Annotated in this window: 9 protein-coding genes; 2 read left to right on the plus strand and 7 right to left on the minus strand. The window is 70.0% G+C overall.

Going from position 1 to position 13,469, the window contains the following annotated elements; translation table 11 throughout:
- Window positions 1–828: 828 nt before the first annotated feature.
- From ACFZDJ_RS53830 to ACFZDJ_RS53850, 5 genes are all read right to left on the minus strand, one after another.
- A complete protein-coding gene (locus ACFZDJ_RS53830) occupies window positions 829–1,455 on the minus strand; it encodes a phosphatase PAP2 family protein (RefSeq protein ID WP_390938880.1) in 627 nt (208 codons plus the stop codon).
- Window positions 1,456–1,846: 391 nt separating this feature from the next.
- A complete protein-coding gene (locus ACFZDJ_RS53835; protein ID WP_391070551.1) occupies window positions 1,847–3,148 on the minus strand; it encodes an MFS transporter in 1,302 nt (433 codons plus the stop codon).
- Window positions 3,149–3,198: 50 nt separating this feature from the next.
- A complete protein-coding gene (locus tag ACFZDJ_RS53840) occupies window positions 3,199–4,410 on the minus strand; it encodes an alanine racemase (protein ID WP_391070553.1) in 1,212 nt (403 codons plus the stop codon).
- Window positions 4,407–6,110: an IucA/IucC family protein gene (locus tag ACFZDJ_RS53845; protein WP_391070555.1), complete on the minus strand. Its 1,704-nt coding sequence runs from the start codon at window positions 6,108–6,110 to the stop codon at window positions 4,407–4,409. The genes ACFZDJ_RS53840 and ACFZDJ_RS53845 overlap by 4 nt, the downstream gene beginning before the upstream one ends.
- 117 nt (window positions 6,111–6,227) lie before the next feature.
- The gene (locus ACFZDJ_RS53850) at window positions 6,228–7,811 is read right to left on the minus strand and encodes an IucA/IucC family protein (protein WP_390938888.1); all 1,584 of its coding nucleotides are present in this window, start codon (window positions 7,809–7,811) and stop codon (window positions 6,228–6,230) included.
- A gap of 609 nt (window positions 7,812–8,420) precedes the next feature.
- Between ACFZDJ_RS53850 and ACFZDJ_RS53855 the strand changes: the two genes are divergently transcribed.
- Window positions 8,421–9,182, plus strand: coding sequence for a response regulator (locus ACFZDJ_RS53855; RefSeq protein WP_390938890.1), 762 nt, complete (start codon window positions 8,421–8,423; stop codon window positions 9,180–9,182).
- Window positions 9,179–10,690 (plus strand): ATP-binding protein, encoded by a 1,512-nt coding sequence (locus tag ACFZDJ_RS53860; protein WP_391070557.1) that lies wholly within the window; start codon window positions 9,179–9,181, stop codon window positions 10,688–10,690. The genes ACFZDJ_RS53855 and ACFZDJ_RS53860 overlap by 4 nt, the downstream gene beginning before the upstream one ends.
- A 367-nt stretch (window positions 10,691–11,057) precedes the next feature.
- Here the strand turns inward: ACFZDJ_RS53860 and ACFZDJ_RS53865 are convergent, their stop codons facing one another.
- A complete protein-coding gene (locus ACFZDJ_RS53865; protein ID WP_391070558.1) occupies window positions 11,058–11,465 on the minus strand; it encodes a (2Fe-2S) ferredoxin domain-containing protein in 408 nt (135 codons plus the stop codon).
- The gene (locus ACFZDJ_RS53870) at window positions 11,462–13,462 is read right to left on the minus strand and encodes a heavy metal translocating P-type ATPase (protein WP_391070560.1); all 2,001 of its coding nucleotides are present in this window, start codon (window positions 13,460–13,462) and stop codon (window positions 11,462–11,464) included. The genes ACFZDJ_RS53865 and ACFZDJ_RS53870 overlap by 4 nt, the downstream gene beginning before the upstream one ends.
- Window positions 13,463–13,469: the final 7 nt, after the last annotated feature.

Raw genomic sequence — 13,469 nt, forward strand, 5'->3', positions numbered from 1 at the left:
GCGCCCTGTCACACCCCGCATCCGGCGCTCCGTCCGCCAGCCCCACACGACAGCGACCGGGTCGACACGCCCGCACACCGGCGTACCCGTGTCAGCGGCTGGGGAACGCAACGCAGACACGTCGTTCGAGCCTGGGGTGCCATCCAAGTTCCCCGGGATACATTCTGACTCATAGGCAGCACACAGCTCGCCCGGCGTCACCGTCGGAGCATGACGGCCTCCGGGAACCGCCGGTGCCGGGCGCGAGCCGGGACATGCTCCCGCGTCGCCGATGTGCGTTCCATGGGTCGCACGTGGACAGAAAGATGCGCGGGAAGCGCGCGAGCCTGCCGCTCCATGGGCAACCGGGCCTGCGCCATGTAGTCGTTCAGCCCTCAAGGATCACCGGGCCACGACCCGTCCGGCCCCGGGAGCCCGGAACGACGGCGCTCTCGTCACCCGGCAGACGAGCAGTCTGACGCCACATACCCGTCAGGGCTGTCTCGTACCGCCAAGGGACTGCTTGCACCGGCCCGGCCGATGAACTCGGCGCACAGCCGTCGACCTGGACGCCGTCGTGGCCGACCGAGGACGTGCCCTTCGACGGTTTGTGGCGTGCCTCCTACTCCCACCGCGACGGTACCGACCTCGGGCTGCCCATCATCTGATGCCTCCGGCGGTGAGATCTTCCTCCACAAGTCCCTCTGGCAGGGGCGTGGCCGCCCGCGTCCGCCCCGCCAGGCTCCGCGGCCTACGGGACAGACGCCGACGCCACACGACGGGCACTTTCCACGTCCGCGTATGCGCTTGCCGTTCCCGGCCGCCGCCCTGGAAAGGCGACCGGCTTGGCTAGGCGGCGAGAAGCAGCGATCGCAGGGTGCTGCCGCGCAGCCGCTCCACCGCCGGAGCTCCGAAGCGGCGTGCCGTCAGCACGGCGACGAAGGCCACGCAGGCGCCCACGAGTGCGCCGGCTGCGACATCGTGCGGGTAGTGGGCGCCGACGTACACCCGCGAGGCCGCCATCAGAACCGCCGCGAGCGAAGCGACCACGCCCAGCCGCCGGTTGACGAGGAAGAGTGCTGCGGCGACCCCGAAGACCACGGTGGTGTGGTTACTGGGGAAGGCGTAGTCGTCCGCGGGCGGGCATGCCTCGATGAGGAAGTCGTGCGGCAGCGCCCGGCACGGGCGGGGCTCCTGGAAGAGCGACTTGATCCCGTCGTTGACGGCGTACGCGAGGACGACCGCGAACGGAGCAGCCAGCGCGGCGGCCATGACCCCACTGCCCTGACGCCGGGCATGCCACCAGGCGGCGAGCAGGAACACCGCGAACAGCGCGATGCCGTAACTGGTGTAGGCCGACACGGTCCCGTTCAGCCAGTGCGTGTGACGGGCGAAGTCGGTGACGTCCGTGTACAGACCGCCGTCGATGCGCGCGCCGTCGAGCGCCTGGATGCTGCGGGAAGAAGTCGTCGTCAAGTGGATCTCCAAGCCGTGGTTCAGGTACGGGAAGTCCCGCGTGAATCCCTGTCCGCTCTCCGATGGCATTCTGATGAAGGCAGGTCGTCTATCAGATGAACGTCTACAGGTGAGTAGACGGTATCAGCCGTCGTGAAGTGCCTCGGCGACCGGTGTGTTCCGGGCAATGGCAGTCGGGATCGGCCCGCGTTGCCGACAGGTCTCGTCCGGTGTCTCTGTGCTCCGCCGCTGCTGACACGGCGCCGCTTGCCGAGTGGAGGATGCCTGACAGGATGTGCTGGTTTGTCAAATGCCTTCACGGCAGCGCCGGTTGGATGATGCGTCCCCAGTGTTTGAGAGAGCGAGCCGAGGAGGATGCCCCGTCGGCCCCGTACCGCTGGTTGAGGCGTGCTCAGGGCGTGGACCGGCTGGTCGGCGTCTTGCCGGGGGTGGCGGCCAGAGGGTCAGGTGGGTCGGTGAGCGGTGAACCGGCCGGGGCAGTGGTCTTCCGTGGCCGGTGCGGCAGCCGACGCCTGGTGGCCATCGCTGAGAGAGCAAGCGCCGAGAATGCCGAGATCATGCCGCCGAGGATCAGGCTGGAGCGGGCGCCGAGGGTGTCCGAGGCGAGGCCGACCAGGGGGGCGCCGAGGGGTGTGCCGCCGAGGAGGACGAGGAAGTAGGCGGACAGGATGCGGCCGCGTAGGTGCGGGTCGGCATGAAGCTGGGTCAGGGCGTTGGCGGTCGTGGTGACGGTCACCGAGGCGAATCCGGTCGGGATCAGCAGGGCCATGAACGTGCCATAGCCGGGCATCAGGCCCAGCGCGGCTTCCAGAACCCCGAAGACGACCGTCGCGGCGACGAGACGTCGTGCGGTGGGGGGCCGCCCGTATTGGGCCCCGAGGATCGCGCCGATGAGGCTGCCCGCCGCGTAGGCGGCTGAGAGGTAGCCGAAGGCGGCGGCGCCGGAGTGGAAGACCGTGATCGCCATGAGGGAGATGGTGACCTGGAAGTTGAGTCCGAAGGTGCCGACGAAGGCGATGACCGTGATGGGCAGGAGGAGTTCCGGGGTGGTGGTGATGTGGCGGAAGGCGTCGGTCAGTCGCGTACCGCCGTGCTGGGGCCGGCTGGGTTTGCGGGGTTTGTCGGGGCGGATGGTGATGAGCCCGTACAGGACGGCCAGGTATGAGGCGGTGTTGATGAGGAATACGGGGCCGGTGCCGACGGCGGCGACGGTCAGGCCCGCGGCGGCGGGGCCGAGGATGCGGGCGACGTTGAACTGGGCGGAGTTCAGGCTGACCGCGGCCGTCACCTGCTCGCGGGTGACCAGTTCGGAGATGTAGGCGTTGCGGGCGGGAGTGTCGACGGCGGTGGCGGTGCCGAGGGCGAAGGCCAGGGTGTAGAGGGACGACAGGGTCACCGCGCCGGTGATGGTCAGGTATCCGAGCAGCAGGGACTGCACTGCCATGGCGGTCTGCGTGATCAGCAGCAGTCGGCGTTTGGGGAAGCGGTCGGCGAGGACTCCCCCTGTGAGGCCGAACAGGGTCTGGGGCAGGAACTGCAGTGCGGTCACGATGCCGACCGCGCTCCCGCTGTTGCCGGTGAGATGCAGAACCAGCAGATCCTGGGCGGCACGCTGCATCCAGGTGCCGATGTTGGAGGTCAGTTGGCCGAGCAGGTAGCGGCGGAAGGCCCGGGCGGTGAGCGTGGCGAGCACCGCGCTCGGGGCCCTCCTTCGGCGTGGCGCGCGCACGCGGCGGTACATGCTCATGACGTCCGGCAGGCGTACGTGTGCGGGACGGGCACCTCCGCATCGTCGACGTGGTGGAAGGTTGGGTGGGGGTGCATGAGGAACTCGTGGTGGGAGATGTTCCACGCGTAGGCGCCGGTCATGGCGAACGCGATCCGGTCGCCGACACGCAACCGGTCGACCCTGACTCGGCAGGCCAGGATGTCTTTCGGTGTGCAGAGTTGCCCTACCAGCGTCACCGGCTCGTCACGGGCCTCGGGGCGGTTCCAGGGCCGGTGCCAGGAGTCGTCAGGGATGACTTCGAAGGGCTGGTCGTGCTGTTTTGCCGCGGGTGTGCGCAGATGGTGGGTGCCTCCGCGCAGGATGGCGAACGCCTGGCCGCGGCTGAACTTGACGTCCAGGACTTGGGTGACGTACCAGCCGCAGTAGGCGGTGACCGAGCGACCGGGTTCGATCCGCAGCGTGAGGTGCGGGTGGCGGGCCAGGGTCCGGCGCAGCCCGGCGCCGAAGGCGGGCCAGTCGAACACCTTGTGTGGGCGGGCGTAGTCGACGTCCATCCCGCCGCCGATGTTGACCTCGGCCAGGTCGATCCCTCTTTGGTGAGCCCAGTGGCCTGCCCAGGCCAGGACCTCTTCGGCCAGGGCCAGTTGGGAAGTGGCCTTGAGTCCGCTGGCCAGGTGGACGTGGAGGCCGCGCACCCGGATGCGCTGGTCGCAGGCGATGATGTCCAGGCACGGGTCCAGCTGTGCGGGATCCAGTCCGAAGGGGCTGGGCTTGCCGCCCATGGCAAGTGCGACCGAGCGCAGGACGACGGGTACGTTGACGCGCAGCAGCACGTCGGCGGTGCGCTCGCCCAGCACGGCCGAAAGGACGCGCAGTTCGTGTTCGCTTTCGATGTGCAGGCGATGTACGCCCGCGTCCAGGGCCTGGTCCAGCTCGGCCGGGGTTTTACCGGGGCCGCCGAAGGCGATCGGCGCATCGGGGAAGAGGCCGCGGACGTGGCCGAGTTCGCCGCCGGAGGCGACCTCGAACCCGTCGACATGTTCGGCCAGGGCCTGCAGCAGGCGGGGGTCGGAGTTGGCCTTCGCCGCGTACAGCAGCTCGACGCGTTGCGGCAGCGCGGCCCGGATCGCGCGGGCGTGCTCGCGCAGGCCGGGCAGATCGTAGACGTAGGCGGGCAGGTCGTCGTCGGCCACCTGGTGGATGTGGTGGAGCAGCGCGGGTCTCACGGGGTCACCTCGCGGGGGAAGTCCATGCCGAGCGGGCTGGGCAGGGCGACGTAGGTGGCGTGCCGGTCGGCCTGACGGGCCCAGCGCAGGAGGAGGTTAGCCTTGGCAGGCAGGGGGACGCCGGAGAGCAGGGCACGCAGGCGTGGCGGTTGGGCAGCGGAGCGGGCGTAGGCGTCGAGGCGATCGCGGACCAGGCCCCACAGCGCCGGCTCCAGGGCCGGCTCGAGGTCGGCGAGGGCGCCGAGCAGCTCGGCGACATGGTTGACCAGCAGGCAGTACGCGACCCGGTTCCAGCCGCGTTCGGCGTCGTAGGTGAGAGGCCCGCGGACGTCCTCGGGCAGACCGTCGAGGGTGTGCTGGTGGTGGCGGGGCAGGAGCTTGGTGCCCTCCAGGTCGCGGAAGAGTATCTGCACGGGCATGCCGTCGGCGTTCACTCCGACGACGACGTTCTGCAGATGGGGTTCCAGGACGACGCCGTGTTCGAAGTAGGCGGCCAGCACCGGCGGCAGCAGCAGCCGCACGTACGCGTCCCACCAGGCCAGGACGTCCCCGTCGCCGCGGGCGAGCAGATGGGAGACGTGAGCTCTGCTGGTGGGGTACTCGTCGGCGATCGCGGCGGCGAGCAGGGGCGTCACCCCGGGACGCAGGTGGGGGCCCAGGCCGGAGCGGACGATGACGCCGAGGCCCTCGAGTAGGGCGGTGTCGTCGGCGTCGAGCGTGCGGTAGCCGGGTTCGGCCAGCAGAGCGCATTCGGGGAAGCGTTCGGCGAGAGTGGCCATGATGGGCTGGACCAGCCGGTTCAGGGTCACGGCACCGGACAGTTCATAACTGGCGTGCCTGCGGACGCAGTTGGTGAGGCGGACGTTCAGGCTGAACTTCAGGAAGGTGTCGGCGTCCGGCTGGTAGAGGGTGCGCACTGATGCGGTCGGTACCAGCTCCGGCCCGCTCACGCCGATGTCCCCGATCTCGCCTGCGACCATCGCCGCACGCAGGCGGTGGTTGTCGCGCAGGAGACGGAACTGCCAGGGGTGCACCGGCAGCGTCACGAATCCCGGGTCGGCCGGCGGACACAGCGCGTCGAGCTCGCGCAGGTCCCCCTCCTCCCGCACCAGATGGCGGCGTACCGCCAGATAACGCAGGCGGAAGCGGGCTCCGGTTTCCGGCCCGTACGCCAGCCAGTCCGCCGGGTCCCCGGTCCGGGCCTTGGGTGTGGGGTGGAAGCGATGGCCGAACACCAGTGCCTGTTCCGAAGCCAGGTAGAGGTCCGCCTCCGGCTCCGCGTGGGCCCGGTGTTCCAGAGCGGTGCGGATGGTCTCGCGGCTGTCGGCGACCTGGTCCAGGAACTCGTCGTTGGCCATGCCGGTACGCAGCTCCAGTTCGTCCTGGACGTAGCCGGCCAGTTCCCGCCAGCCAATCGTGACCCAGGTGGCGTCGTCGAGCCGTTGGACCGGCCCTTGGAAACGGTGTGCACCGATGACCGAGGCCCGGCGCAGCCGGGCGCGCAACAGGAGGTCACAGCGCGGCAGGCGCAGCAGGAGGTGGTCCTCGTCCACGGTTACTTGGTGTTCGGGGGCGGACACCTCGCGGATCAGGCAGTTGAGCAGTGTGTGGGCAGTGACGGCGTCGGCGGACTGCGCAGGCTGACCGGTCGGTGCGGCGGTGGACGTGATCGTGGATGTGACAGTGGCAGAGGTGGTCATGCGGTGGCTCCAGTGCGTCAGAAGTCGTGCAGCGGTCGTGCAGCAGTCGTCGGTCGGACCGGCCCTCCGGCGGTCATGGCGACCGCCGGACGTGGCCGTGTCCGGCCCCTGTGGAGTTCAGCGGCACCGCGCGAGGGGATTGGCAACAGCAGTCCACCGCGCCTTGCCGGGGTCGTCGGCCAGACGCATCGCGATGGTCGCCTTCAGCGGCAGCGTCGCGCCGAAGAAGGCGGCCGTGTCCCCGTCGTCCGGCAGATCGGCGAACACGCGGCGGCCGACCGCGGCCACGGTCTCCCACAGCGCCCAGGGAGCGACGGCGCGGGTGCGGGCGAGGACGTCGACCAGTTCGCTGAACACCCCGCTGAGCAGTCCTCCGAACAGCTTGGTGCGCAGCGCGTCCAGATCGTCACCGGCACGGGAGCCGGCCAGCGGCGGGAGGGTGAATCCCCACGCAGCCAGCCTGCGGGGACTGACCCGCACCCCGTCCAGGTCCCGGTACAGCACCCGCACCGGTCGCCCGTCCCGCAAGACGACCAGGGTGTTCTGGCCGTGGGCTTCCAGCGCCACTCCCATGGACAGCAGTGCCAGCGCGGGCGGCAGCACGAGCCCGGCGAAGTCCGCGAGCCAGCGTGTTGGATCACCTGCCACCACGGTGGCGTCGGTCGCGTGCACCGCCGTCAGCGGGATGGCGATCTCTCCGGGTTCGAGGTGGGACTCCGTGGATTCCCTGAGCATCGCAGCCAGGCTCGCGGATGCCTGTCCGCCCACCCGCACGGTGCCGCCGCCCAGCTCGCGCAGGATTTGTAGGCTCTCGCCGAACCCGGCCTTGTCGACGACTGCCGAGACCAGGTCCGACAGGGCTGGGCCGTCGGCGACCTCAGCCGGTGAGATGGTGCGCCGGTAGTTGGTGACCTGCACGTCGAGGGCGGTCTTGATGTGACAGCCCGCCAAGTCGGTCACAGGCGCGAGGGTGCGCAGCGACAGCAGCGGCCGGGCCGGGATCGTCCGCCGTGCCACGGCGAGGTCGGGGTGGTGCACCAGTACGTGGTCCCGCTGCCAGGGATGAACGGGCACCAGGATCGTGTCGCCGTCACGCAGCTCCTGCGGCCACGTGCCGGCGCCCTGCCAGCGTTCGGCCGGGACGGCGAGCAGGGCCAGCTCGATCACCGGGTGGTGTTCGGGCGCGTAGGCGAGCACATCGGCGACGGACATGCCCGTACGGGTACGGCAGCACGGGTGCTGCGGATGGCCGTCGACCACCGCCTGCTCCGCATCGGCCGAATCGCGCAGCGGACCAGGGCCTTGGGCGTTCGCGGCGCGGGCCAGGGCGAGGTTGACCACGCTGTTGTCGAGCTCCGCCGCCAGTCGGCTCGCGGCCGAGGTGGGCAACCTCAGTTCCGCGAGGAGTTCCGCGGGCCCGTGGAGCGGCCCGCCGGGTCCGACCACGGTGAAGTCCTCAGGCACCTGGGCGAACGGCTGGGCACACGCGTCCGCCGCCACGAGCCGGTCACCGTGCCGCAGGGCGACCACCAGCGCGTCCCCCTCTCTTCGCCGGCCGGTCACGCCAGGGAGCGGCTCGCGTGAGAAGGCACCCCACAGCCGGCCAAGCACGGTGGCCCGCGCTCCGGCCAGAGCAGCCGTGAACGGCTCCACCAGATCGGGGCGCACTCGGCGCAGTTCGTCGATCGTCGTCTGAGACATCCTCACCGTCCCGGCCTGGAAGGGAATGCAGGATTAACGGATGTGTCGGGGGCTCTCCTTGACATGGCGCATTCCCGGGTGTCGTGGGGTGATTTCCTTCGCGCGGCACACCTGTGGCTCAGGCCGCACATCGGACGCTACGGGACGGCGTGTAAGGGGATTTCCAGCGCAAATACAGTGGGTGCCGCAGGGGAGATGAGATGTCGAGGCCATTGCCACCGCTGCGGTCACCCCTCGGTCGACACACTCCAGCCTGCGGAGACTTCGCATTTCGAGGGAGCGGGTGGACCTGTCCCGCAGCAGCCTTGCACGCTACTCGGTTAAGGCCTACTAATCCCACAGCATTTAGCCTTCCGCCCTAGGGCCGCATATGATCCAGCACGTCCGACATTCTATTTCTTAACCATTTCCTCACCAGACGCTGGCAGCGCCCTGGATGTCCCCGCACATCTTGGACCGGCGGCTGCTCCAACCGGCGGATTTCACGTGGAGCGTTGACGGCACTCGCCCGCGTCAACATCACAGCACGAGACTGAAAAGGGTCACTGATTCGGAGGAAGGCTCCGGCGAGAGCCGCACGATGCGTCTGCCGCTTGCGAGCCTGTCAGCATGCATGTCTTGCTGATCGAGGACGACGACCGGGTGGCCGAACCGTTGATGGAAGGACTGCGCCGCTTCGGCTTCACCGTGGAACACGCGCGGACCGGTGCCGGGGGCCTGTCCGCCACGGAACCGGGGATGGTGTTGCTGGACCTGGGACTGCCCGACATGGACGGCATCGACGTCTGCCGGGCACTGCGCGCCCGTTCCTCGGTCCCCATCATCATGATCACCGCCCGGGACGCGGAGGTCGACCGTGTGCTCGGCCTGGAACTGGGCGCGGACGACTATCTGTCCAAGCCGTTCGGGGTCCGGGAACTGGTGGCACGGATCCGCGCCGTCACCCGTCGAACACAGGCCGCGCCCTCCGGCGCGGACGGTGCGGTGACGGAAACCCCCGGCATCCGGGACCGGACCGGTACATCCGCCGCCCAGCGGATCGGCCCCCTGACCATCGACCGCCGCACCCGTCAGGTCCATCTGCACCAATCACCGGTTGCCCTGGCTCCCAAAGAGTTCGATCTGCTCGTCTGCCTCGCCGAGGACCCCGGAGCCGTCTACTCCCGCCAGCAGATCCTCGACACGGCCTGGGAACCCAACTACTTCGGCCCCACCAAGACCCTGGACGTCCACATCGCCGCCCTGCGCCGCAAACTCGGAGACCCCTCCTGGATCGAGAACATCCGCGGCATCGGATTCCGCCTGGTACCGCCCGTAAGCTCCACCGCTGCCTCCCCCCTACCGATCCGGACCCGCGGAGGCGGCCGATGACCCGCCGCATCCTGCTCAGCCACCTCAGCCTCATGCTGCTCGTCCTGCTCGCCCTCGAAGTGCCGTTCGGCTTCATCTACACCCGCAGCGAGCTGACCCGCTTTTCCAACACCGCGGAACTGGGCGCGGTGACCCTCGCCGTGGTGTGTGAGGACAAGCTCGAGCACGGACGGGCATCGGACCTGCCCGAGATCGCCCGCAACTACGCTCAGCGCACCGGCAGCAGCGTGACCGTCACCGACCACGACGGCACGGTCCTCACCGACACCGACACCGACACCGACACCGACACCGTCGGTCGGAACATCTCCTCCGAGCCGGACATCGCCACCGCGCTGCACAACCGAACCGCCACCGGAACCCGCGACGGCCCGGTCTCGAACAGCGACATCCTGTTCGCCACCGTGCCCGGCACCTCTGACAACACCGTTTCCTGCGTCGTACGGACGCTCTACCCCCTTGCCCCACTCACCCAAAGAGTCCACGCCACCTGGGTGGCACTCGCCGTCACCGGACTGGGCGTACTGGCCGCGGTCGCCCTGATCGGCTTCGCCCTCGCCCGCTCCATCACCCGCCCTCTCCGAGCTCTGGAACGCGCCACCGCCCAACTCGCCGACGGCCGCCTCACCCACCCTCCGGCCACCGACCGCGGGCCGCCGGAACTGCGCCGACTGGCTGCCTCCTTCACCCGCACAGCAACTCGGCTCCAGCACCTGCTCCACTCCCAGCGGGCCTTCGCCTCCGAGGCATCGCACCAGCTGAAGACCCCGCTGACCGCACTGCGCCTGCGCCTGGAGAACTTCGAACCCCATCTCACTCCCTGCGCACAGCACAGCCTCAACGAAGCGATCGGCGAAGTAGGACGGCTCAGCCGCATGGTCCAAGGACTCCTCGCCCTCGCCCGGCTGGAGAACTCGGCAATCACGCCGGAAGTCACAGACCTCGACACCGTTGTTGCCGACCGCGCGGCCATCTGGACGGCGTTCGCCGGCGAACAGCGCGTCGACATCACCGTCGCCGGAACAAAGGCCGGCCAGGTGTGGGCGGTCCCGGGCGCACTCGAACAGATCATCGATAACCTGCTTTCCAACGCGCTGCGTGCGTCCCCTCCCGGCGCCACCATCACCCTGGCGACCGCCACCCCACCGGCAGACAGCGGCCGTACGGCGCCCATGGCCGAGCTGCACGTGACAGACGAGGGCCCCGGCATGACGGAAGCCGACCGGCAACGCGCCTTCGACCGGTTCTGGCGTGCCGCTGACGCTCACCACGACGGCACCGGTCTGGGACTGTCCATGGTCCAACGGCTCACCCACGCCAGTGGTGGCGAAGTCACCCTGAACGCCGCACCCCACGGCGGCCTCGACGCAGTCGTCCGGCTCCGCCCCGTGCAGGCCGCCCCCACCCGGAGCAACGCAGCCGCCCTGCAGAAAATCGCCCCGCTGCGCAGCCCCAACACGGCCGGCAACCGCCCAAGGGCCCAAAGAATCTCGGGAAGACAACGCTGAACGCACCGGACATCGCCGAGACCGTCTGCCAACTCCTGCAGCAGGGCTGGGAGACCGGTCCCGAGGACCTGGCCCGGATTTCGCCGTACCTGACCGAGCGCATCCGGCGGTTCGGCGATTGCTCCACCCACGAACTCGGTGTCACTCCTGAGGCGTACGAGACGAAACGGGACGTGGATGTCACCGCTTTGCGTGAGGAGAGCCCGACTGCCGAGGGCTTCGGCCAGGCCGCTTGATCCGGCCGCGAGCGAGCCAGGCCCGATTCCGGCCTTCGGTGTTCAGCGTTCCTGCTCGAAGATCTGTCCACGCGGTCTGCGGTCTGTGGAAGGCCGCCGTTGTGAAGTGGTAGCGGCCCTCCGGGAGGGGATCAGCCGTCGAGTTCGTGTCGAATGCGGCGCGAGGGCTCGAAGGTGTAGAGGCCGAGGATGTCGGGTGGGTCGGCGAGGCCGGGGCCGCCGTTTTTGACCCAGGCGGTGATGTCGGTGGTGGCGCCGGGGTCGTTGACCTGACCGAGCCAGACGGGGCGGCCTCCGGCCCGCCGTCCCTCGGCGGAGGGCTGGATGACGATGACGTTAGCGCGCTCGCAGGCGTCCAGACAGTCGGTGCGCCGGACCACGGCCACCCCGGCCAGCGCGGTGCGCAGGTCGCTGAGCTGACCTCCATGGTCCAGGCGCGGGACTTTGGCCGGGGTGCCGCAGCAGCAGCCACGGCAGACAGTAACCGTGGGCCGGGTCGCCCCCGGGGTGGGGGCGGCCTTCTTGCTGCGGCGGCTCACACGCCTGCCCTGTCCTGAGTGGCGGCGCGGTTCCAGGCGGCGTCGCGCAACAGGCGCAGGCCGTTGAGACCGACGATGACGGTGGAGCCTTCATGGCCGAGCACACCGAGCGGCAGCGGGAGGTTGCCGGCGAGGTCCCAGATGACCAGGCCGGTGATGAACACGGCGGCGATGACGAGGTTCTGCACCACCAGCTTGCGGGCGGCCCGGGAGAGGGCGATGACCTTGGGGACGGTGGCGAGTTCGTCACGGACGATGACCGCGTCCGCGGTCTCCAGGGCGAGGTCGGATCCGGCCCGGCCCATGGCGATGCCGGTATGGGCGGCGGCCAGCGCGGGGGCGTCGTTGACGCCGTCGCCGATGACCAGCACCTTGCGGTCGCGGGCTTCGAGCCGGCGTACGGCCTCGGCCTTGTCCTGGGGCAGCAGGCCAGCGTGGACGTCGTCTCCGGTGATGCCGACCTCGGCGGCAAGGCGGGCGGCGGCACGCAGGTTGTCACCAGTCACCAGCATCGGCCCGTGGCCGGTCAGCGTGGTCAGGGAGGCGACGGTGGCGGCGGCGTCCGGGCGCAACCGGTCAGCAATGCCCAGCACGCCGATGGGGGTGCCGTCGCGCTGGACGAGGACGGCGGTGCGGCCGCTGTCCTCCAGCTCGCCCGCCACCACTTCGGCCCGCGCCGACACAGGGTCACCGGCGTCGGCCAGCAGCCGGGCGGGGGCGCCGACTGCGATCTTGCGGCCGCCTACGGTAGCCGTGATGCCGATGCCGGGGGTGGAGACGAAGTCCTCGGCGGCGGGCAGCTGAAGGCGGCGTTCGCGGGCGGCGTCGACAACGGCACGGGCGAGGGGGTGCTCGCTGGGGTGCTCGGCAGCGGCCACCAGCATCAGCAGCTCGTCCTCGGAAAGGTCCGACCCGGCCAGGGGGCGGATGCCGGTGACCCGGGGAGTGCCCTCGGTCAGGGTGCCGGTCTTGTCCAGGGCGACCGCGTCGACCTGGCCAAGGCGTTCCATGACGACGGCGGACTTGACCAGGACGCCGTGGCGTCCGGCATTGGCGATGGCGGACAGCAGCGGCGGCATGGTCGCCAGCACCACCGCGCACGGCGAGGCGACGATCATGAAGGTCATGGCCCGCAGCAGCGAGCTGGTCAGATCCGTGCCGAAGGCCAGAGGGATGGCGAAGACGGCCAGAGTGGCAGCAACCATGCCGAGGCTGTAGCGCCGTTCGACCTTCTCGATGAACAGCTGGGTGGGGGCCTTGGTCTCGGAGGCTTCCTCGACCATCGCCACGATCCGGGCGATCACCGAGTCGCAGGCGTCCCGCTCGACCTTGACCCGCAGCGCGCCGGTGCCGTTCAGGGTGCCGGCGAACACCTCGTCCCCGGTCTCCTTAGCGACCGGCAGGGGCTCGCCGGTGATGGTGGCCTGGTCGACCTCGCTGGCCCCTGTGAGGACCCGGCCGTCGGCGCCGACCCGCTCTCCGGGGCGGATGAGGATGGTGTCCCCCACGGACAGGTCGGCCGTCGCGACGGTTTCCTCCCGGCCGTCGTCGGCAAGGCGGGTGGCGGTGGCCGGGGCGAGGTCGAGCAGCCCACGGACCGCGTCCTGGGTTCGGGCCGTCGCGAGAGCCTCCAGCGCGCCAGAGGTGGCGAAGATGACGATCAGCAGTGCGCCGTCCATCACCTGCCCGATCGCAGCCACGCCGAGCGCAGCGACAACCATCAGCAGATCCACGTCCAAGGTCTTGTCCTTGAGGGCCTTCAGGCCCTCCCATCCCGGCTCCCAGCCGCCTGTGATGTAGGTGAGGGCGTAGAGCGGAATCCATGTCCAGGCCGGGGCGCCGGTCAGCTGCAGCGGCAGCGCGGTCAGGAACAGCACCAGCGCGGCGGCAGCCCAGCGGGCCTCGGCCAGCGCGAACACGCGGGTGCGCCGCTTGGGGGCGGCGGCATCACGAGCCGGGACGGCGGGCGGCGCCGGGCGGGCGAGGGTGGAAGACATGGGGCGG

It is taken from the genome of Streptomyces sp. NPDC007896 (assembly GCF_042959425.1).
Classification (GTDB): domain Bacteria; phylum Actinomycetota; class Actinomycetes; order Streptomycetales; family Streptomycetaceae; genus Streptomyces.